We start from the raw sequence: 20,165 nt of genomic DNA on the forward strand, positions 1-20,165 counted from the left end.
ATTTTATGAATTTAAATAATATCCCCCTAATTAAGAACCTTGAGGCTGATAACTTCTTTTTATTAGCAGGGCCTTGTGCTATCGAAGGTGAAGAAATGGCTATGCGTATCGCAGAGCACATCGTAACAGTGACTGACAAACTAAAGATTCCTTATGTATTTAAAGGTTCTTTTAAGAAAGCAAACAGATCACGTATAGATAGCTTCACAGGTATAGGTGATGAAAAAGCACTTAAAATCTTACAAAAAGTAGGAAAAGAGTTTGGCGTACCTACTGTAACAGATATTCATGAGAACTCTGACGCTGCTATGGCTGCTGAGTACGTAGACATCTTACAGATCCCAGCTTTCTTAGTAAGACAGACAGATCTAGTAGTAGCTGCCGCGAATACAGGTAAGGTGGTAAACCTGAAGAAAGGACAGTTTATGAGTCCTGAGAGTATGAAGCACGCTGTACAGAAAGTATTAGACTGTAATAACGAAAGCGTAATGGTGACAGATAGAGGTACGATGTTCGGATACCAAGATATGATTGTAGATTATAGAGGAATCCCTACAATGCAACAGTATGCTACTACAGTATTAGACATCACGCACTCGCTACAACAGCCAAACCAATCGTCTGGAGTGACAGGAGGACGTCCTGATCTAATCGGAACTATTGCTAAAGCAGGTATCGCTGTAGGTGTAGATGGACTATTCTTAGAAACACACTTCGATCCAGCGAATGCAAAAAGTGATGGAGCGAACATGCTACCCTTAGACTACTTTGAAGATTTGATGAAGAAATTGGTTGACATTAAACAAACAATCAATAAATTTTAAAAAATATTTTCAACACTACTTTTTTTATAACCAATCAGTTAGATAATTTCGGTAAAAAAAAGAAGAAAAAAAAGCCTTGCAAGTCTTGCAGATTAAGAAAACAGCCCTATATTTGCACCGTTCTAAACAAACAAGATAAGCAAAAGCTTAGGGGAGATACTCAAGCGGCCAACGAGGACGGACTGTAAATCCGTTGGGAAACCTTCGCAGGTTCGAATCCTGCTCTCCCCACCAAACGTTCATTAACAAAAAAATATTACCTAGATAAACAAACCTTTTAGGAGGGGAGATACTCAAGCGGCCAACGAGGACGGACTGTAAATCCGTTGGGAAACCTTCGCAGGTTCGAATCCTGCTCTCCCCACCAAACGTTCATTAACAAAAAAATATTACCTAGATAAACAAACCTTTTAGGAGGGGAGATACTCAAGCGGCCAACGAGGACGGACTGTAAATCCGTTGGGAAACCTTCGCAGGTTCGAATCCTGCTCTCCCCACAAAAAGTCTTATCTATTGTATAAAAATATAGTCTAACAAACCTTTTAGGAGGGGAGATACTCAAGCGGCCAACGAGGACGGACTGTAAATCCGTTGGGAAACCTTCGCAGGTTCGAATCCTGCTCTCCCCACGAAGACTTTTTATACAATACATTATCTAGGTTACCTCTTAGGAGGGGAGATACTCAAGCGGCCAACGAGGACGGACTGTAAATCCGTTGGGTAACCTTCGCAGGTTCGAATCCTGCTCTCCCCACTAGTTAAAAAAGCGACCAATAGGTCGCTTTTTTTGTTTATATACCTTCCCTACTCTATTTATCCCTTTATCGTGTACCTTGCTGATTCTTGCAGATTGCTTGCACTTTCCTTGGAGTTTCCTAGCCTAGAGAGACGTTTTCTCGAAGGAATGTGCTAGAATACCCCTAGCATTCCTCTAGCATCCTACTTATACACTCCATAATTAAATAGGAGATCCCTATTCCCTTTTCAATTCTTTCTCATCTATAACCACAAAAAAAGCGATAATAGGGACATAACCTATTATCGCTTTCGTTCATACTATAATTATCTATAAAGTAATCTTCTTGCCTTCTCTCATTACCTCTAGCTTTGGTTGCCCTTTGTGTTGTTGAAGATACTTTCTATAGTGACATAACTTCTCCATAGGAATACCGTCTATAGAAAGCACTACGTCTCCTAATCGCACTACATTCTCACGCTCATGAATGGCTGCTACCATATACTGCCCATCTATATAAGCAATACCGTATCCTATCTTCTCTAAATTAGAGACTACATTACTTTCCTTGACCTTTTTAAAATAAACTAGATTCAAAGAAGGCAAATAATACAAGTGAAACTGTTTTATAAACTCCACTCCCATCTGATAGGTATTATCATTCATATTAAAGGTGACCTCTTCATTCTCTAACGATATTTTACCCATCTTGATTTTAGCTTCTTGTGTAACCAGTGTACGATTTACCATTTCATTCATACCGAAGGCTCCTATACTCCCTACACTGATGTACGAATTAAACTTTAAGGTTCTTAAGTAAGCGATCACACCTCTATCTGCTGTCATGGTTAGATATCCATTATCTCCTGTATCCAATAAGAATAGTCGTTTCACACTTCCACCCACTTCTACCGGAACCATAATTCTGCTTTTTTGCTCCGTAGGATATGTATCGACAGGGGTAAAATTATTAGTCAATATAGTATTCACCAACTCTGGTGACAAATCGTGTAATACAATTTCCTTTTTGATAGGATCTATCTCTAATATCTTATCCTTATAGATAACATTCCCAAGGATACCATCGATTTTATAACAACTAAAGATAGGATCATTAATCATCGGAAAGCTCTCAAAGTCTGTAAATGGCAAATGGCGAAAAGTATGATTTCCCACCTTTAGACTATCTACATATATAGTCTGAACTGCTTGTACAACATTATTAGCATCTACTGCTGCTATATTTTCTCCATGATAGAATTCTGAAAGCAAACTACTTCTAATAGACAATCCATCCCACCCTGTGTCAAATAAGAACTTCATCGGCTTATTATTAACCTGCAAGTCTACGAGCATCCAACCAGACTCATCGTCATAAGGCAAACGAATAGTCTGTGTATAGCCCACTATAGACACTAAAAAGAAGAATAAAATCAGTTTTAAAGCTTTCATATAATATAAATTGATTAATACCCTAAGTTAGATAATTTATCAATCCCTTTTCTATAATTATGATTAATACGCATGCTTTTTAACAAACAGAATTAGGTAGAGACAACCAGAGATCACAAAAACTTTCTATTCCTTAAGATTACTATTGAGCTACTTATACTAACGACTATAATACCATAATTTCACCAATAACTACACTAAACTACTATTCAATTACTTACATACAAAATACCGCTTATATAAACTCATTATGAATAAGCTTTAGCTATACCTATCAAATGAAATTAAACTTATTTTTGCGGCATGAGTAGAAAAAGAACAGAAAGAATCGTATTCGAAAACGTAGAAGTCCTTGATGCAGGTGCAAAAGGCGTTTCGGTAGCTAAAGCTCCAGATGGGAAAGTAATCTTTATTCCTAACGTAGTTCCGGGAGATGTGGTAGATGTGCAGACTTTCAAAAAACGCAAAGCGTATTATGAAGGGAAAGCTGTGAAATTCCACAAATTTTCTGAACATAGAATAGAGCCAGTATGTGAACACTTCGGAGCTTGTGGTGGATGTAAATGGCAAAATATGAACTATGCACAACAGTTATTCTATAAGAACCAAGAGGTTTTTAATAACTTAAAGCGCATAGGTAAAATTGAATTACCTGAGTTCGAACCTATCTTAGGATCTGAAGAAACATTGTTCTACAGAAACAAGATGGAATTCTCTTTCTCTAACGCTCGCTGGTTAACACCAGAAGAAGTAGCTAGTGGAGAAGAAATGGGTAAAGAAAATGCATTAGGATTCCACATCCCTAAAATGTGGGACAAGATCTTAGACATCAAAAAATGTCACTTACAACAAGATCCTTCTAATGAAATCAGAAATGAAATCAGAAGATTCGCTAACGAGCATAATTTAGCTTTCTTTAATCCACGTGAGCAAGAAGGTTTATTGCGTACATTGATGATCAGAACTGCTTCTACAGGTGAAGTAATGGTGATGATTCAATTCTTCTATGACAACAAAGAAGAACGCGAATTATTATTAGACTTCTTAGCAGAGCGCTTCCCTATGATTACATCATTACAGTATGTAGTCAATGGTAAAGCAAATGATACTATCTATGATCAAGATGTAGTGCTTTATAAAGGACGTGATTATATCTTAGAAGAAATGGAAGGACTTAAATTTAGCATTAATGCTAAGTCGTTCTACCAAACTAATTCTGAGCAAGCATACGAACTATACAAAATCACAAGAGACTATGCTGGTCTTACAGGTAACGAATTAGTATATGACTTATACACAGGTACGGGTACTATCGCTCAGTTCGTTTCTAAAAAGGCAGGTAAAGTAGTCGGTGTTGAAGCTGTACCAGAAGCAATAGAAGATGCTAAACTGAATGCTGAACGCAATAATATTACGAACTGTGATTTCTTCGTAGGAGATATGAAGAATGTATTTAACGATGAGTTCATAGCGACACATGGACATCCAGACGTTATCATTACTGACCCTCCTCGTGATGGAATGCATAAAGATGTAGTAGAAATGCTATTAAAAGTAGGTGCAAAACGCATCGTATACGTAAGCTGTAACTCTGCTACACAAGCACGTGACTTAGCTCTTATGGATCACAAATACAAAGTGATCAAAGTACGTCCTGTGGATATGTTCCCTCAAACGCATCACGTAGAAAACGTAGTTCTATTAGAACTGAGATAACAAATAATAAACTAACAACAAAAGGCAATCATCTTGGTTGCCTTTTATCTTATAAAACGATAACGATGAACCAAGATAATAATATTCCTGCCGAAGCTTTAAAGAATCTTGTAGGAGATATCGGATTCTGTCTAGTGTCTGCTAAAATCATGATAAAAGGCGAAAAAGTAGACTATATGTACAGAGAAGAACCAAACTCTGATACTGATAGTGGATGGAGATTCTTAAGTAATACAGAAGATGAAGCATACTTAGATAATCCTGACAATACAGATATCTATAGTGTGAATGCTGTAGCTCATAATGACAAGGCTATTATTCCTTACCTAAATGCTCCTGTAGGAAGTGAACTAGGTCGTGTAGAAGGAACGGATGAGTTCGAAGTGTTAGATTAATCTCTATACGTTATATATACAGAAATAGTTATCTCCATGAGGTAGTTATTTTTTATTTACTACTAATCGAAAACTAACTTACCCCAAAACACACAATAGAGGTATAAACAAAAAGGTTTATACAAGCTAAAGATGAGTTACTGATACAGCTACTATAACATAATTATAGAACAAATGAAAGAACGAAGCAGTAGAATTGCTTTGTAACGTTTAGCTAGCTAATACATATTTCGGATTAAAATCCTTTTATAAACGATAAGAGAGAGGCTAGCCTCTCTCTTATCGTTTATCTATTTTAGAATCACAGTCAGACCTTTTGGTCCATGTGCTCCTACTACTAAAGCTTGTTCAATATCTGCAGTCTTAGAAGGGCCTGATATATAGACCCCAAAGCCTTTCTCACTAGGAGTAATCAACTCATACCCTTCATGCATATTATTTACTAACTTAGAGCGATCTAAGACAATAACTAAATACTGTGTGATGAAGTATAGAGCTTTGTGCTTAAGTTGCTGTGGAAGCCATATACACCCATTCTCACATACCCCAAAGGCCCCTTCTACAATAGCTAAATCCACATTATTTAAATCATTAGGGCTTTCTACACTATCAGGATCTAAAGTTGTCAAATGAATACCATTTACCACTGAAGCAATTTCTTTTGCCTCCGGATAAAGAGCGCGAATCACTTCATTGATATCTTCACCCTCTTTTAAGATTATAGCATCACCGCCAACTGCTTTAGACACTTCTATGAATTGAGTTAATTTATCGTCAAACTCAATTGCAGACAGATTCATTTGCGGTTTGTCAAAGACCTGTTTTGTATTGCGTCTTATATTATTTAATATTTGATCTCTACTACTCATAACTCCCCTATTGTTTCTTTACTTTTCCTTTTTTCCACATTTCTGTAAACGACTCTTTTGCAAAATTCGGTAGGTTACGCCCGTCTTCCCATTCTTTTAACCCAAAAGTCAGAGAACGTGGTGCATATTTTGCCAATGAACTAAACTTCAAACTCGTTCTAAACAAAGCAGGATGAGTAAATAAAAATTGCATTCCTGTTGATATTAGTTTTTTAGATGAATTAGCCTTCCCTAAAGAATCTAAATCTTGACGCCATTTATAAATTTGATCAGCTAAGTCTATTTTCACTGGACACACATTATTACAAGAATAACATAGAGAACAAGCAGATAGATTCTCACTGTGTTTAACAGGATCCTTAAGCATTCCTAAGTTAATTCCTATTGGCCCAGGGATAAAGTAAGTATAAGAATATCCTCCACTACGTCTGTACACCGGGCAAGTATTCATACATGCTCCACAGCGAATACAATTAAGAGATTTGATATGTTCTTCCTTGCTCAATATTTCACTTCTTCCATTATCCACTAAGATGATATGAAACTCCCCTCCTTCGATTGGTTTTCTAAAATGAGAAGTATACGTAGTAGTTGGTTGTCCTGTTGCAGAGCGGGCTAATAATCTAGTAAACACACTTAAACTCTCATAATCTGGTATTAGTTTCTCTAACCCCATAGAGGCGATGTGTAGTTTAGACAATGAAGTTCCCATATCGGCATTTCCTTCATTGGTACAAACAACAATCTCTCCTGTAGCTGCTATACCGAAGTTCACTCCTGTTATTGCTGCATCAGCAGTGAGAAAATCATTGCGCAAAGAAGCTCTTGCTGCACGGGTAAGATAAGTTGGATCACTATTGCCTTTCTCTGTATTTAGTTTTTCGGCAAATAACTCTCCTACTTCTTCTCTCTTCATATGGATAGCAGGAAGTACGATATGTGAAGGCGCAGTCCCATTCAACTGTAAGATACGCTCCCCTAAATCACTTTCTACAACATCAATGCCCTTGGTCTCTAAGTAATGATTAAGATCACATTCTTCTGTCAGCATAGACTTGCTTTTCACTACTTTTTTTGCATTGTGCTTATTTAAGATCTCTGCCATGATAGCATTGTGCTCTTCTGCGTCTTTTGCCCAATGTACTATCACTCCATTAGCTATAGCATTTGCTTCAAACTGCTCAAGATACATCGCTAGATTACTAACGCTATGTAGTTTTATCTTCTCACCCATCGCTCTAAGGTCTTCCCATTCAGGAAGTGTCTTAGACATTCTATCTCTTTTCTCTCTTACAAACCACAGTGCATTATCATGCCAAGTAGCTTTCTCTTTATTCTGCTGAAACGCGTCAGCATTCTGTGCATGTTTTGTACTACTCATAATTATAAACCTGAAGCTAGAATTTCTACAACATGAATCATTTTGATAGGCATCTTATTCTTATCTATGATTCCTCCCATGTGCATTAGACATGAACTATCTGGCCCTGTTATATACTCTGCACCAGTAGCCACATGACAACTCACCTTATCATTCCCCATTCGGATAGAAATAGCTGGTTCTTCTATAGAAAACATCCCTCCAAAACCACAACACTCATCTACTCGAGTAGGTTCTACTACTTCTACACCTTCTACAAGGCTAAGCAAGGCTTTTACCTTAGAATAAGGTTTTATATTTAATTCACTTGCTGCCCCTAACTTTAATTCTCTTAATCCATGGCAACTGTTGTGAAGGCTTACTTTATGAGGAAACGTACCTGGCAATTTGTCAATCTTCAGGATATCGTGTAAGAACTCACAGATATCATACACCTTACCACTTACTTTGCTCGTACAGCCTTCCTTCTCCATTAATCTCGGGTAAGTATCTTTTACAAACCCAACACAACTACCCGAAGGAGCAACTATATAGTCAAACTCTTCAAATAAATTATTAAACTGCTTCGCTAAAGGCAAAGCTTTATTCTCGAAACCTGCGTTAGCCATAGGTTGACCACAACAAGTCTGATCTACGGGGTAATCTACTTCTACCCCAAAATGTGTCAATATTTTATAACTTGCTAATGCCGCCTCAGGATAAACTGCGTTCACATAGCAAGGAATAAACAACCCAACTCTCATATATCTATCTATTTAATTCTTAACTTCCAATATATACTATCAAGCCTGCTATTAAAATATATAACAATGCAAAACCGACAGCTTTTTTAAGGATAATACCTTCTTTACCTTGTTCTCCACAAGCTGTTGTAGCTACAGCAATACTCTGTGGAGAAATAATCTTTCCACCTGTAGCACCTGTTGTATTCGCTGCTGCCAACCATCCTTTATCTGCTCCAATCTTATCGGCAACTGTAACTTGTAACTTACCAAACAAGATATTAGACGAAGTATCACTACCTGTAAGAAAAGTACCTAATGCTCCTATGGCAGGCGCAAAGAATGGATAGAATGCTCCTGTCGCTGTCGCTAAGGCTAACCCTAGAACAGTGATCATACCTGACAAATCCATTAAAGTAGATAAGGCGATTAAGCAACATACTGTGATAACAGTCTTTTTTAATTGAACAGTTGTCTTGCCTAATAAAGCAAACAACCCACTTAGAGAAACTCCTTGTATAAGTCCTCCTATTAAAGAACTCACAAAGATGAGCACTCCTGTATCTGTTAGCCAATATATCCCTACTGTACGGATACCACCAGCTATATTAAAATTAAAATTCGTTTGGAATATCTCCCAATTAGATTTCATCATCGTCGCAAAAGGAAACAGAGGACTAGTCAATAAAACCAGTAATAAGATCAGCCCATATACACTCCATGCCTGAAAGATACTTAGAAGGCTAAAGCTGTGCTTCTCTATTTTGTTTTCTTTCTTTGCTGTGATTTTTCCAAATATGATAATGGTAATTACCGAAGCTATACTTCCTAAAATAGCAGGAGTCTCTGCTCCTATATATACCGCTGCATAATACTGAACAGCTAAGGTAACACCTCCTACTAGAAGACTTAAAATAATGTTCTTTGGGATAGCTTTTACAGATTTATCTGCTAATGTTACAATTAAAAAAGGAACTAAAAACATCAATACTGCTAACTGCCAAACTACATGAGCACTAATCGTAGTAATCTGCTCTACCATCTCTACTTCTCTAGCCAAAACAATAACCGGAATACCAACTGCTCCAAAGGCAGTAGGCACACTATTAGCAATCAAACTAACAACGGCTGAGAACATGGGCTTAAAACCTAAACTAATCAAAATAGCTGCAGGAATAGCTACTGCTGTACCAAAACCTGCCATTCCTTCTAACAATCCTCCAAATCCCCAAGTCAGTAGTAATACTTGAATAGATTTATCTGTTGAAATAGCCGAGAACTGTTGTTTAATAATCTCTATTTTCTGAGATTCTACTTGTACATTATAACTATAAATAGCCATTAAGATAATAATCAAGATAGGGAAAACAGCTTTCACTATTCCATATACCACTGATAAAGAAGTATCTACCAAAGAGAGATTAAAACCAAATAACGCTATTAATGCTGTGACAACTAAAGTAATACTGGCACTTTTCTCACCTGGCAACTTTAAAAATCCTAACAATACAATTAACAATATAACAGGGGTAACTGCTAATATTACCTGTAAACCTGAAACAGTTTCTAACATTTTACTTAATCTTTACTTATCTTAGAACTTTAAATATAAGGCGTTATTTATAATCACTATGTTAATTACAGTCATAAAACTTCAATAAACGTCACTATTTAGAATCTTTAAAGCAAAAACGAATCATTTTATCTACATTTATTCTAAAACATTTATACTCTAAAAGTATAGAAGTGGACGTCGAACTTTTTTAAAGAGTTCTGAATTAGTTTTAGTATTTTTGACAACTTATATACAGAGATAAAAAATCTATATGAAAAAACTAATATTGGCAGTTGCGTTTCTAGGTTTAGGCAGTTTTGTTTTTAGCTCTTGCGAAAAAGACGATATTTGTGGTACGGAAGAACCTACTACCCCTAACTTTCTAATTGAATTCTATAATTTCGAAGACCAAGGAATTGCTAAAAATGACTTAGTTGAAGCTTTTGTAGCTGGTAGAGAAAAAGATGTTATTAAAAGTAAAGCAAACAAATTACTGATTCCTCTTCGATTAGATAATCAGGAGTCTGAATGGATCCTAAAATCAATAAGAAGAACTCAGAATCAGACGGACACCCTTTATGATACATTGACATTTAAATATAAAATCAATACAAAGTATCTGAATAAAGCGTGTGGATACGTCTCTACATTCTCTCTAAATCAAGATGGTACATCTCCTATGCTAAATGGAGAATCTCAACAAACGAGTGGTAACTGGATCAAACATTATACAACTGAAACAAATGAAATTCAAGATAGCAAACAAGCACACTTCAAGATTTATTATTAATTGTGGTATTCTACTTTTAGCTTTCTCTTCATTTGCTCAAGAGAATACTGTAAAAGAAATAGAGACCACTACCCCAATTACTGATTCTACAGAACAATCTCCTCATTACTATCCTCAACGATATGGACTGCGCGTGGGAGTTGATTTATTTAGAATTACACGTTCATTCTATGATAACACCTATCAAGGTTTTGAAGTAGTTGGAGATTATCGTCTTACTAAAAACTGGTATGCAGCAGCAGAGATAGGTCATGATAAGATGGATAGAGATGAGAGCAGCTATGGTTTTACAACCAATGGGAACTACATCCGTATAGGAGGTAACTATAACCTATACGATAACTGGTTAGATAGAGAAGACATGATCTATGTAGGTTTTAGATATGGTTTTGCGACCTTCTCTCAAACTCTTAATTGGTATCAGTCATATACTACTGACCCATATTTTCCTAAAGAAAGAATAGAAGTAGATCGAAAACAAAGTGGACTTAGTGCACACTGGGTAGAATTTGTAGCTGGGATTAAAACAAGAGTATTTAATAATGTCTTTATGGGGTTCACCATGAGACTAAACGGACTAGTGTCTCAGACACAACCTGATGATTTTGAAAACTTATATATTCCTGGTTATAACAAAAAACACAGTGGTAATATAGGGGTAGGATTTAATTATACCATCTCTTACTTATTCCCACTATACAAATCTAAGAAAGATAAGTTTGTTCTACCTACTGAAGAAGAAGCTAAGTTTGACTTAGAAGGAAATGCAATAGAACAAGCTGAGGATTTAAAAATGATTGAAAACAATAAAAAGAAAAAGAAGTAATCTTCTTCTGAACAGTATAGAAAAAAAGCCCCGATCTCTATCGAGAGTACTGAAAAAGTAAGGCTTTTTTTGAGTTCAAGTCACTATAAGGCAAAAAAAGACGCTTTTAAAGGAGGTTATAACTAACCTTTTTTAAAGCGTCTTTTGTTTTTAAGATTATTTTTAAAGATATAGCTAGTGCTTAATAGTCCTTATTTCTCTTTCTGAGAGGACAAAATGCTACCTAGCTATCCTTACTACATTAATTTCAGTATTCTTTTTAAGTTTACGGCAAAAATAGCCAATGCCCCTTGCATTTGCATAGACGACAATCCGTACGACAAAGCAGTATCGTATCCATGGGCATTCTTTAATTCTGCGTTTTTAGCTTCTATCTTATAACGATGTTTAGCCTCTTCTTTAAATTCTGGAGTGTCTTCAAAGGCTAGTTGGTCTAAGTGTGTTTGACTTGATATAGAGACCGAATATGATTTGGTCTTGGCTCCAGGTTTGTAACAACCATCTTTTAAAGGACATTGTTTACACTTTTCAACATCAAAATAGTATGTTTTAACTTGATTAGTATTTTCTCCTTTCTTGCCTTGAGTAGCCTTTCTAACGGCTAAATGTCCTGCAGGACAAACGAACATATCAGCATCTTTGTTAAAGTCAAATTGGTCTTCTTTTTTACGAGTACCTTGACTAATTACAGGATTTAGTTTAGAGATTACACTAATATTATTCTTCTTAGCATAGATTAAATTGTCTTTACTGGAGTAAGCACGATCACCTATAACAGTGTTAACTGTCATTCCATTTTTAATAGATTCTTCTACTAATGTAGTTAGCAAAGGACCATCTCCCTTTTCTCCTGAAATGACTACTGCAGCTGTGATAACACGCTCCTTACTCATGGCAATATGAGTTTTATATCCCAAGAATGATTCCTCTTTTGACTTATGACCTATACGAGCATCTTGATCTTTAGATATATCTCGTTGTTCTTTTACATCATCTAACGCTTCTTTTAAAACATTCAGTTTCTCACTTACCTTAGGTAAGCTACTCAAAGATCCTTTGTATTCTAAGTAGTTGATTAACTCTGTACAATAAGCCATCTCATTCTCTACGTTATCGTATGTGTTTTTAGTAGGTAAATGATCTTTTACTGTTGGATCTGTTTCATAAAGAACCTTTCTTACATTCTTTGAACGATATCTTAGAAACTCTATAACAGATACTGCATTAGAGCGACTCTTAGTATGTGTTGCATCTAATATTATTGCCTCTGATTTTATAATCCCTTTTGCGATAGCTAACTCTACTGTTTTACCAATTAACAAGTTTAGCATATCAGTATCCTGAAGCCTTAATTTTCTAAACTTGCTTAGCGTACTAGCTTCTATTACCTTTTCTTCGATTGACATATCTAAGAAATACTTAAACGATAAGTCGTATTGCGAGCGTTCTACAACATCTTGATCTGATATGTCAAAGATTGTTTTTAATAATAAGTACTTGAACAAACGAATAGGAGAATATGCCATTCTACCATTGGTGACACAATACTTACTTGATAGTTCTTGATATACAAAAGTAAAATCGACAAGATTATTTATCTGACGTAACATATTATCCTTAGGAACTAACATATCGTATAACTCAGAATAGTTACTAAAAGAGATTGTTTCTTGATGACTTACCATTGCTTTTTATTTGATCAGTACAAAGCTAAAAAAACAAAGAGGTAAAATAAAGAGCTTAAGCTCTCTATTTTACCTCTATTTCGAAAAAGAAGACTTTTTCAGTGCCCTCTCTCTATCGGGGCTTTGTATTTTTTATAGTCTATTGAATAACTTCGGATAATTAGTCACTAAGCCATCTGTATCTACTTCTATCGTAGACTCGAAATCACTCCACAAGTTTTTATAGTGATAAGTGGTTTCAGATAGTCTCTCATAACGCTGTACTACTCTAGTAAAACGCTCTTCTATAGGATTAATATACAACACTGCTATTTCCTTAGACTCTCCTATCGCTAAGTTAAGTCTATTAATAGGTAATGCATTCGTAAAAGGTGTCACAGAGATATCTATATCTAAACAATCGTGTAACTCTGGATGCTCTTGTTCATCTATAATCCATTGATTATTTAGTTTATACCCATGTATAGTATAGTGCTTATGCCCTACCTTACAAGTGATATCAAAGAATCTAGTCTCCCATCTCTGGTCTACGACTACCTGATACTCTGCACCATATACTTGGTTATTCTTATTTCCTACTAATTCCCCTTTACAGTGAATTGTCTCTTCTTTATCAATCAAGACACATTTCTCTATTGAAAGATTATCGATACCTGTCCAGACTATATTTCTCTCCATACTATTGAAGTTTAATTGCTACTGTCGCTATAAATGTAGGTAGATAATGATCTACTACAAACCTTGGATTAGGCTGAAAAGCTTCTTCGTATTTCTTAATCAAAAAACCTGCTTTTAACTGTCCTCCTATTAAATCTTGAAGACTATGTCCGAAGACGAAAGCCTCCTCTTTATTTCTTTTTTCTTCTATCTGAGCCTGTGTCATATCTGTCAAGTCTGCATAAGGAATCTTATACATCGGCTTCACAACTCCCTCTACTGCATACTTAGGATCTCTATCGTGTATAAATATTACAGGATTATAAAAGCTACTGATTAGTCGTCCATCCTTGTCTAATACGCGATAACACTCTCTCCAGATCTTCGTCACATCACTTACATAATGATTCGATATCGGATGAACAATAATGTCAAAACTATTGTCTGCGAACATCTCTAGATTCGTCATATCTCCTTCTACAGTTGTCAAATCTAAATTATCTCTAAGTGCTACTTGTCTATCCTTATTAAGTTGCTCTGTAGATAGGTCTAACACAGTTACCTTACCTCCTATAGCAGCTAAAATAGGTGCTTGTTGTCCTCCAGCAGATGCTAGACATAATACACGCTTCCCTTTTACCTCTCCTAACCATTGTTTATCTATTGGAGTTGGCAACACATATAATTCCCATTCACCTTCTTTAGCTTTTGCTACTGTCTCTGCACTTACAGGCATAGACCATTGTTGATTAGCTAAAGCCTGTTTATCCCAAAACTTCTTATTGTGTTCTAAATACTCTTTACTCTTCGTCATAATTTGCTATTATTAAATTAGACCTCCATGCTTTAAATATTGATCAAACAATATTCCGCATACTTTAGCATCACTAAGAGCATCGTGGTGATTTAATGCAAGATTATACTTCTCAGCCAAAGAAGCTAACCCTTTTTTATACAATCTATAAGTACAATGCTTCTCGTATTCAGGCACAGCCAAGTTATAATACGCTAATGTCTTCTCTAAGACTGGGAAGTCAAAACCAAAGCCATTATGTGCTACTACATTCTGAAATTGTATAAAGGGTAATATCTTATGCCAAACTTCTTCGAATGTAGGTGCATACTGTGTATCTTCTGGTGTGATACCATGTACGTCAATAAATTTACTCCAATAAACATTCTGAGGAGGTTGTACAAGAATGTTTAAGGAATCTACTATAATTCCGTTCTCAAATACAACTAAGCCAACTTGGCAAATACTATTGCGCTGAGGCTGAGCTGTCTCAAAATCTATAGCTGTAAATTTATTCATCGAAGTATTGTAATCATAATAGCTAAGGTAGTCTTTTTTGATGATAATCCATTAGCCTACTTACAAAAAACATCACTTTGCTAATTTTTTTAGCTAATCTTTTGGGGTTAATCTATTCTATTATAGTTCACATATAGGCATAAAAAAACGACTATAATGTATATAGTCGTTCTCTATCAAAATATTTATTATACCTTACTCTTATTAAATCACTTACTACGATGAATAAGCACTTTATTACCTATGCAATTATATTTAGTATCATTGGTCTAAGTATTTTTTCTATTTACAAAAAGATTCAGAATCAAGCATTTATTAATCAGTTTATTTCCACACATAGTGCGTCCATAAAAGAGATTAATTATTTTGACTTAGGGCTATACACCACTCTTAAACTAAGAGATCATCAGGGCAACCAAGTAGACTTCTCTTGCTGTTTCGCTGATTTTGAAAAGCTTACACATGCAGCAACCGCACATTTACTTAAAGAATAACTCGTGCTACTTTATCTTTTTCTGAATAACTTCTAACCAAGTTTTTCTATCATTGACCACAAATACACATCGGTCTGTGGCAGTCTGTACTTCTATTCCATTATTAAGCAACCACATCACTCTGCAAGGCTTGATCGTCTTAATATCTTCAAAAGGAATACGCACCGTACTCTTCTGTATATTAAACTTATGAGAGTGAAACACTAAGGTGTCTTCTGTCAAGCCCAGTTTCCCCCCTAAGGCTTCTTTACCTAAAAACATATTAGCTACTCCGTATACTTCTAGCTCTTCTCCTTCTGCTAATGGTATTTGTAGCTTTAGCTCCACTCTTTTGGTCAAGGTCTTAATAGCGTAATACATCAATACAGATAGTACAATACTATACACCAACCCTTTTAAAAGATAGTTTTCCCAACTTTTAATAGCTCCATCGAATAACCAATCGAAAAGAAGCATTATCAACACATATACTGTAAAGAAGAAAACTAGTATTGTTATCTTATCACTATTACTTATACCTATTGTATCATTTCCTATTTTCATAACATTTATTTCTATATTATTTAAACCATCTAATATCTATAGTAAATATACAATATAAACAAGATTTGTATCCCTACTAAGGCATAAAACATCCATAGCCCAGGAAGTAACGCTAAAGGGTTAAAACGAAGTGTTGTCAATTGTTGTAACAAGGTAGAAGGCCCATTACCTAATTTAGCATTTGAAAGGACGTAGTTTGTCGTTTTTCGTTGTACCATACCCGCTACATGATTATCTTCATTAAGTGCTATTAGCTCTCTCTGTATCGCTTCTTTATCAGGTTGGCTTCCAAACAGTGTAGGCTTTTTCTGATGTAGATATTCCATCAACTGAGCCACGTAATTGGTAATAAATACACTTCCTTGCTTCTCCCATAATAAAGAGATTGCCTTCTGAATAGCATATTTATTAGCTACATAGAAATAAGCAATAATCATCACAACTTGTAGAAGAAAAATGATAATTACAGAATAGTTTATATCACTAAAAAAGGCTGTAAGGTTATCCCAAAAACCTCGTGCCTCACTTCCTTTTCTCAACTGATAAATCTTACTCATCGAATAGAAAAAAATCCAAAGAGACAAAAATACACCTACCACCATCATGCCTAGCCATCGAATCAAACATATCAACACGATTCTAAATGACTTAAGGCCTTGTTTTCCTACTGCTACTCCTTTATCTAATACCTTCTTCATTTTTTTATTTAAAAGTACTGAGTATTCCCTAAAAGACAAAAAATAATTCGTCTTGAAACTAAAAAAGCTACCTGATTACACAGATAGCCTTTATGTATTGTTTATATTACTTAAATGTCTTTATACTAAAAGAAGCTTGTGGCGAATCTATTGATGACATATTCTGTACGTTATTACGTCGTACATAGTTATTCACTTCACTAGCATTGACTACTTTATCTTGATTAATAGAGACCTTGTCATCCTTACTGTTTAGCTTAATCCATGCATAGTTATTCACTAAATAATACCCTCCATCTAACTCAAAAAACACCTGGTTGTTATTGGCTCTTAACTTTGCGATCTTATTATTTAAGATACTTCCAGCCTTTACTTTATCATTAAAATAATTCTCTACAACAGCAGTAGTCACCTCACCTTTATGAAGGTATAATTCAGAAAAACTCCCTCCTTTAGATGATTTTCTTTTTTGTAAAGCAAAGTACATAACAGGGCTTTTCTCATTGTCCTCTCCCCAATTATCATTTTGCCTAAAAGTAGAATACTCTTCTTTCTTTAAATTCAACGAAAACTTAAATCCTTCTTTACTAGTAGAATGGACAGTGACTTCATAATACCCCTTGTCATTTGTAGTTGCTAATGTTTTTTTATTCTCATTTGTAATCTTGACATTAGCCAGAGGTAATAAAGTCTCACTATCGACTACTAATCCGACAATTTTTCTAGTTTTAGGCTCTGTATTATTAGCCATACTTAGACTACAGTTGGTCAAAATAAGTAGAGTAAGTAGAATGTTCTTGAATACTTTCATATCATTTTATTTAGTTGGTTGTTACGTTACAAGTATTAGAATGTTGCTGCACCCTTTGTATAGTTTTGTATACTTCAATCTACCTTAGCCTGCTATGCATTTATATAAAATATCTTGTAGTTTAGCCTAATTCATATAGATCAGATTATATCTAAACACAATAACACCAATTACATACCAAATAACCTATTATCCATAAACACCAATACAACAACCATTTACAAAAAAAGTTATCTTACCTATGTTCATTATCGGACAGTTATTTTATGAAAACGAACAGTCACTCTCCCTTTATGCAGTCATATAAATACTTAGCGTATAATTTATTTGGTATAATAAATAAGTAATTGAGACGTCAATCCGTATTCAGTCCGTTATTTTATACCATTTAACGGACTCACTACGGACTCACATCGGACTCAAAACGGACACATTCAAAAGCAATCCCCTAAAACACTACTATAAAACTCTTCACAAACTAAAAAAGGCTACCTGATTACTCAGATAGCCTTTATATATGGTTATGTGTTTACTCTTAAGTAAGCATTCCACCATCTACATTAATCACTTGACCAGTGATATAAGCAGACATATCAGAACCTAAGAATACACAAGTATTTGCGATATCTTCTGGAGTACCACCACGTTTTAATGGAATAGCATCTCTCCATCCTTTTACTACATCTTCAGGAAGTTTACCAGTCATCTCTGTTTCAATAAATCCAGGAGCAACAACGTTACAACGGATATTACGAGAACCTAACTCTAATGCGATAGATTTAGAGAATCCGATAACTCCAGCTTTAGAAGCAGCATAGTTCGCTTGTCCAGCGTTTCCTTTTACTCCTACTACAGAACTCATATTGATAATAGACCCTTTTCTGTTTTTAAGCATTGTGCGTTGAACAGCTTTCGTCATATTAAATACAGACTTCAAGTTCACTTCAATTACAGCATCAAAATCTGCTTCAGACATTCTCATTAATAAGTTATCTTTAGTAATACCAGCATTATTAACTAAAATATCAATGTTTCCGAATTCTTTTAAAATCTCTTCTATCAATTGTTCTGCTGCTGTATATTCAGCTGCATTTGATTGATATCCTTTTGCTTTAACACCTAAAGCTGTTAATTCTTGCTCTAATTCTACAGCTGCCTGAGCAGAAGAACTATATGTGAATGCAACACTTGCTCCTTGTTGAGCATATGCTAAAGCTACTCCTCTACCGATTCCTCTTGTAGCACCAGTGATAATAGCGATTTTACCTTCTAATAATTTCATGTGTAAATCCAATTTTTGTATTTGAACCGAGGACAAATATAAACAATTTGTATTTTCTCACGCCCCTTTTATGCTGTTTGTGTACTTTTTCTCAAAAAAATCATATAAGTTAGCGTGATAATCAACAGAGCAACAAAGTAATACGAATATTTCATCAAATCTAGATAATCTATCTGTCCATTAGTAAAACTTAATAAGATCAGTATCTGTGCTCCATAAGGTAAGATGCCTTGAATAATACAAGCGAAAATATCTAATATAGAAGCAACGCGTGGTCTTTCTAATTCATACTCTGTAGCAATATCCCTAGCTAGATTACCTGCTACCAAGATAGAAACTGTATTATTAGCTAAACACACTCCTATCGATGACACTAATCCTGCAATACCGAACTCAGCCCCTTTAGGAGATTTCATCAGCTTCTTCATTTGTTTTAACAGCCATTGAATCCCCCCCTGATCTTCTACCATCTTCGCCAATCCTCCTGTCAACATAGACAATAAGAATATCTCATTCATAGAAACAAAGCCTTCATACGTCAAATTAGCAAAACCTAATACATCAAAATCCGCTTGAACAAGCCCAATAATTCCCGCTACCAAAATACTGATAAATAAAGCTACGAATACTTGTACCCCTAATAAGGCTAGTACGATAATTAATATATAAGGGATAATTACCCAGAAATTACTTGTATCACCTAGTTCTAAGGCTACATCTGTATCCCCTCCACTCATAAACAATAAACCTACTATCGTAATTAAAGCGGCTGGTAATGCTAATTTAAAATTAGCTCTAAACTTATCTTTCATCTCACATCCCACCGTTTGTGTAGCTGTAATCGTTGTATCTGATATAATAGAAAGGTTATCCCCAAACATCGCCCCTCCTAATAGCGTTCCACATAATAGCCCCATAGACGAACCTGACTTCTCAGCCAGCCCCACTACAATAGGTCCTAAGGCTACAATAGTTCCAACTGAGGTACCAATCGCTAAAGATAAAAAACAAGCAATTACAAAGATTCCAATAGCTAGATATTCTATTGGCACTACACTAAGTCCAATATTTACCATCGTATCTACTCCTCCTATAGCTTTAGTCACTGCCGCAAAAGCACCAGCCAATAAATAGATAATACACATCGTGATAATCTTACTATCTCCACATCCATGGATAAGAGAGATAACCTTCTCTTGCATCGGTGTTTTATAAAATAGTAAAAATGCAGATATCACTCCAACAGATATTGCTATAGGAGATGGTATTTTATAAAAATCACCTAATAGTATACCTGAGCCTAAAAAGATGGCAATAAAAATAAAAAAAGGAATAAAAGTGTAAAACTTGTTATCTGACATAGCTTTCATTTAATAATAATGTTATTACAAATAATTTGCCAGATTGGTAGAAATAA

20 protein-coding genes and 5 tRNA genes are annotated in these 20,165 nt (G+C 35.2%); 11 read left to right on the forward strand and 14 right to left on the reverse strand.

The window, feature by feature from the left end:
• Positions 1-5: 5 nt before the first annotated feature.
• From kdsA to E0Z07_RS14735, 6 genes are all read left to right on the forward strand, one after another.
• A complete protein-coding gene (kdsA, locus tag E0Z07_RS14710) occupies positions 6-824 on the forward strand; it encodes a 3-deoxy-8-phosphooctulonate synthase (RefSeq protein WP_131540884.1) in 819 nt (272 codons plus the stop codon).
• Positions 825-974: 150 nt separating this feature from the next.
• Positions 975-1,058 (forward strand) — tRNA-Tyr (locus E0Z07_RS14715).
• A 49-nt stretch (positions 1,059-1,107) separates the two neighbouring features.
• Positions 1,108-1,191, forward strand: a tRNA-Tyr gene (locus E0Z07_RS14720).
• Between the two features lie 49 nt (positions 1,192-1,240).
• Positions 1,241-1,321: transfer RNA gene (locus tag E0Z07_RS14725), tRNA-Tyr, on the forward strand.
• A 51-nt stretch (positions 1,322-1,372) separates the two neighbouring features.
• Positions 1,373-1,453, forward strand: a tRNA-Tyr gene (locus E0Z07_RS14730).
• Between the two features lie 44 nt (positions 1,454-1,497).
• A tRNA-Tyr gene (locus E0Z07_RS14735) sits at positions 1,498-1,578 on the forward strand.
• A 312-nt stretch (positions 1,579-1,890) separates the two neighbouring features.
• On the opposite strand, the gene E0Z07_RS14740 is transcribed toward E0Z07_RS14735, so the two are convergent.
• On the reverse strand, positions 1,891-3,012 hold the full coding sequence (locus tag E0Z07_RS14740) for an aspartyl protease family protein (RefSeq protein WP_131540885.1): 1,122 nt from the start codon (positions 3,010-3,012) through the stop codon (positions 1,891-1,893).
• Positions 3,013-3,315: 303 nt separating this feature from the next.
• Here E0Z07_RS14740 and rlmD point away from each other — a divergent pair, with 303 nt between their 5' ends.
• Both rlmD and E0Z07_RS14750 read left to right on the forward strand, forming a co-directional pair.
• A complete protein-coding gene (gene rlmD, locus E0Z07_RS14745; protein WP_006260021.1) occupies positions 3,316-4,728 on the forward strand; it encodes a 23S rRNA (uracil(1939)-C(5))-methyltransferase RlmD in 1,413 nt (470 codons plus the stop codon).
• Between the two features lie 65 nt (positions 4,729-4,793).
• Positions 4,794-5,123: a DUF2185 domain-containing protein gene (locus tag E0Z07_RS14750; RefSeq protein WP_058699947.1), complete on the forward strand. Its 330-nt coding sequence runs from the start codon at positions 4,794-4,796 to the stop codon at positions 5,121-5,123.
• 290 nt (positions 5,124-5,413) lie between these two features.
• Here E0Z07_RS14750 and E0Z07_RS14755 read toward each other — a convergent pair whose 3' ends face one another.
• Genes E0Z07_RS14755 through E0Z07_RS14770 form a run of 4 tightly spaced genes read right to left on the reverse strand, consistent with a single transcriptional unit; the run spans position 5,414 to position 9,668 of the window.
• A complete protein-coding gene (locus tag E0Z07_RS14755; protein WP_131540886.1) occupies positions 5,414-5,992 on the reverse strand; it encodes a LutC/YkgG family protein in 579 nt (192 codons plus the stop codon).
• 7 nt (positions 5,993-5,999) lie between these two features.
• Positions 6,000-7,373, reverse strand: coding sequence for a lactate utilization protein B (locus E0Z07_RS14760; protein WP_006260016.1), 1,374 nt, complete (start codon positions 7,371-7,373; stop codon positions 6,000-6,002).
• Positions 7,374-7,375: 2 nt separating this feature from the next.
• Positions 7,376-8,116 carry a (Fe-S)-binding protein gene (locus E0Z07_RS14765; RefSeq protein WP_058699945.1) on the reverse strand — a complete coding sequence of 247 codons (741 nt, stop codon included), beginning with the start codon at positions 8,114-8,116 and terminating at the stop codon, positions 7,376-7,378.
• A 19-nt stretch (positions 8,117-8,135) separates the two neighbouring features.
• Complete coding sequence (locus E0Z07_RS14770) at positions 8,136-9,668, reverse strand: L-lactate permease (protein ID WP_058699944.1); 1,533 nt, start codon at positions 9,666-9,668, stop codon at positions 8,136-8,138.
• Between the two features lie 253 nt (positions 9,669-9,921).
• Between E0Z07_RS14770 and E0Z07_RS14775 the strand changes: the two genes are divergently transcribed.
• On the forward strand, positions 9,922-10,440 hold the full coding sequence (locus E0Z07_RS14775) for a DUF6452 family protein (RefSeq protein ID WP_058699943.1): 519 nt from the start codon (positions 9,922-9,924) through the stop codon (positions 10,438-10,440).
• On the forward strand, positions 10,394-11,266 hold the full coding sequence (locus tag E0Z07_RS14780) for a DUF6048 family protein (protein ID WP_058699942.1): 873 nt from the start codon (positions 10,394-10,396) through the stop codon (positions 11,264-11,266). Before E0Z07_RS14775 ends, E0Z07_RS14780 begins: the two co-directional genes overlap by 47 nt.
• Before the next feature lie 236 nt (positions 11,267-11,502).
• Here the strand turns inward: E0Z07_RS14780 and E0Z07_RS14785 are convergent, their stop codons facing one another.
• From E0Z07_RS14785 to E0Z07_RS14800, 4 genes are all read right to left on the reverse strand, one after another.
• A complete protein-coding gene (locus tag E0Z07_RS14785) occupies positions 11,503-12,951 on the reverse strand; it encodes an IS1182 family transposase (protein ID WP_131540887.1) in 1,449 nt (482 codons plus the stop codon).
• 132 nt (positions 12,952-13,083) lie between these two features.
• Entirely contained in the window at positions 13,084-13,629 is a 546-nt protein-coding gene (locus E0Z07_RS14790; RefSeq protein ID WP_041892102.1) for a putative glycolipid-binding domain-containing protein, read from the reverse strand.
• A gap of 1 nt (position 13,630) precedes the next feature.
• Positions 13,631-14,422: a class I SAM-dependent methyltransferase gene (locus E0Z07_RS14795; RefSeq protein ID WP_131540888.1), complete on the reverse strand. Its 792-nt coding sequence runs from the start codon at positions 14,420-14,422 to the stop codon at positions 13,631-13,633.
• 12 nt (positions 14,423-14,434) lie between these two features.
• On the reverse strand, positions 14,435-14,920 hold the full coding sequence (locus tag E0Z07_RS14800) for an exonuclease domain-containing protein (protein ID WP_131540889.1): 486 nt from the start codon (positions 14,918-14,920) through the stop codon (positions 14,435-14,437).
• A 221-nt stretch (positions 14,921-15,141) separates the two neighbouring features.
• Between E0Z07_RS14800 and E0Z07_RS14805 the strand changes: the two genes are divergently transcribed.
• Positions 15,142-15,414: a hypothetical protein gene (locus E0Z07_RS14805; protein ID WP_131540890.1), complete on the forward strand. Its 273-nt coding sequence runs from the start codon at positions 15,142-15,144 to the stop codon at positions 15,412-15,414.
• A gap of 6 nt (positions 15,415-15,420) precedes the next feature.
• On the opposite strand, the gene E0Z07_RS14810 is transcribed toward E0Z07_RS14805, so the two are convergent.
• From E0Z07_RS14810 to E0Z07_RS14830, 5 genes are all read right to left on the reverse strand, one after another.
• A complete protein-coding gene (locus E0Z07_RS14810; RefSeq protein WP_006265476.1) occupies positions 15,421-15,957 on the reverse strand; it encodes a GRAM domain-containing protein in 537 nt (178 codons plus the stop codon).
• 29 nt (positions 15,958-15,986) lie between these two features.
• Positions 15,987-16,655, reverse strand: a complete 669-nt coding sequence (locus E0Z07_RS14815; RefSeq protein ID WP_131540891.1) for a hypothetical protein — start codon at positions 16,653-16,655, stop codon at positions 15,987-15,989.
• A gap of 106 nt (positions 16,656-16,761) precedes the next feature.
• Positions 16,762-17,466: a hypothetical protein gene (locus E0Z07_RS14820; RefSeq protein WP_006265477.1), complete on the reverse strand. Its 705-nt coding sequence runs from the start codon at positions 17,464-17,466 to the stop codon at positions 16,762-16,764.
• A gap of 535 nt (positions 17,467-18,001) precedes the next feature.
• Complete coding sequence (gene fabG / locus E0Z07_RS14825) at positions 18,002-18,748, reverse strand: 3-oxoacyl-[acyl-carrier-protein] reductase (protein WP_071307436.1); 747 nt, start codon at positions 18,746-18,748, stop codon at positions 18,002-18,004.
• Positions 18,749-18,816: 68 nt separating this feature from the next.
• A complete protein-coding gene (locus tag E0Z07_RS14830; protein WP_006265478.1) occupies positions 18,817-20,118 on the reverse strand; it encodes a Na+/H+ antiporter NhaC family protein in 1,302 nt (433 codons plus the stop codon).
• Between the last annotated feature and the right edge of the window lie 47 nt (positions 20,119-20,165).

The organism is Myroides odoratimimus (genome assembly GCF_004337635.1).
GTDB lineage: Bacteria > Bacteroidota > Bacteroidia > Flavobacteriales > Flavobacteriaceae > Flavobacterium > Flavobacterium odoratimimum.

What these genes read in the sequence shown, in the direction of transcription:
- kdsA (WP_131540884.1), top strand. Translation starts at nt 6, where the DNA reads ATGAATTTAAATAATATCCCCCTAATTAAGAACCTTGAGGCTGATAAC.
- E0Z07_RS14740 (WP_131540885.1), bottom strand. Translation starts at nt 3,012, where the DNA reads ATGAAAGCTTTAAAACTGATTTTATTCTTCTTTTTAGTGTCTATAGTG.
- rlmD (WP_006260021.1), top strand. Translation starts at nt 3,316, where the DNA reads ATGAGTAGAAAAAGAACAGAAAGAATCGTATTCGAAAACGTAGAAGTC.
- E0Z07_RS14750 (WP_058699947.1), top strand. Translation starts at nt 4,794, where the DNA reads ATGAACCAAGATAATAATATTCCTGCCGAAGCTTTAAAGAATCTTGTA.
- E0Z07_RS14755 (WP_131540886.1), bottom strand. Translation starts at nt 5,992, where the DNA reads ATGAGTAGTAGAGATCAAATATTAAATAATATAAGACGCAATACAAAA.
- E0Z07_RS14760 (WP_006260016.1), bottom strand. Translation starts at nt 7,373, where the DNA reads ATGAGTAGTACAAAACATGCACAGAATGCTGACGCGTTTCAGCAGAAT.
- E0Z07_RS14765 (WP_058699945.1), bottom strand. Translation starts at nt 8,116, where the DNA reads ATGAGAGTTGGGTTGTTTATTCCTTGCTATGTGAACGCAGTTTATCCT.
- E0Z07_RS14770 (WP_058699944.1), bottom strand. Translation starts at nt 9,668, where the DNA reads ATGTTAGAAACTGTTTCAGGTTTACAGGTAATATTAGCAGTTACCCCT.
- E0Z07_RS14775 (WP_058699943.1), top strand. Translation starts at nt 9,922, where the DNA reads ATGAAAAAACTAATATTGGCAGTTGCGTTTCTAGGTTTAGGCAGTTTT.
- E0Z07_RS14780 (WP_058699942.1), top strand. Translation starts at nt 10,394, where the DNA reads ATGAAATTCAAGATAGCAAACAAGCACACTTCAAGATTTATTATTAAT.
- E0Z07_RS14785 (WP_131540887.1), bottom strand. Translation starts at nt 12,951, where the DNA reads ATGGTAAGTCATCAAGAAACAATCTCTTTTAGTAACTATTCTGAGTTA.
- E0Z07_RS14790 (WP_041892102.1), bottom strand. Translation starts at nt 13,629, where the DNA reads ATGGAGAGAAATATAGTCTGGACAGGTATCGATAATCTTTCAATAGAG.
- E0Z07_RS14795 (WP_131540888.1), bottom strand. Translation starts at nt 14,422, where the DNA reads ATGACGAAGAGTAAAGAGTATTTAGAACACAATAAGAAGTTTTGGGAT.
- E0Z07_RS14800 (WP_131540889.1), bottom strand. Translation starts at nt 14,920, where the DNA reads ATGAATAAATTTACAGCTATAGATTTTGAGACAGCTCAGCCTCAGCGC.
- E0Z07_RS14805 (WP_131540890.1), top strand. Translation starts at nt 15,142, where the DNA reads ATGAATAAGCACTTTATTACCTATGCAATTATATTTAGTATCATTGGT.
- E0Z07_RS14810 (WP_006265476.1), bottom strand. Translation starts at nt 15,957, where the DNA reads ATGAAAATAGGAAATGATACAATAGGTATAAGTAATAGTGATAAGATA.
- E0Z07_RS14815 (WP_131540891.1), bottom strand. Translation starts at nt 16,655, where the DNA reads ATGAAGAAGGTATTAGATAAAGGAGTAGCAGTAGGAAAACAAGGCCTT.
- E0Z07_RS14820 (WP_006265477.1), bottom strand. Translation starts at nt 17,466, where the DNA reads ATGAAAGTATTCAAGAACATTCTACTTACTCTACTTATTTTGACCAAC.
- fabG (WP_071307436.1), bottom strand. Translation starts at nt 18,748, where the DNA reads ATGAAATTATTAGAAGGTAAAATCGCTATTATCACTGGTGCTACAAGA.
- E0Z07_RS14830 (WP_006265478.1), bottom strand. Translation starts at nt 20,118, where the DNA reads ATGAAAGCTATGTCAGATAACAAGTTTTACACTTTTATTCCTTTTTTT.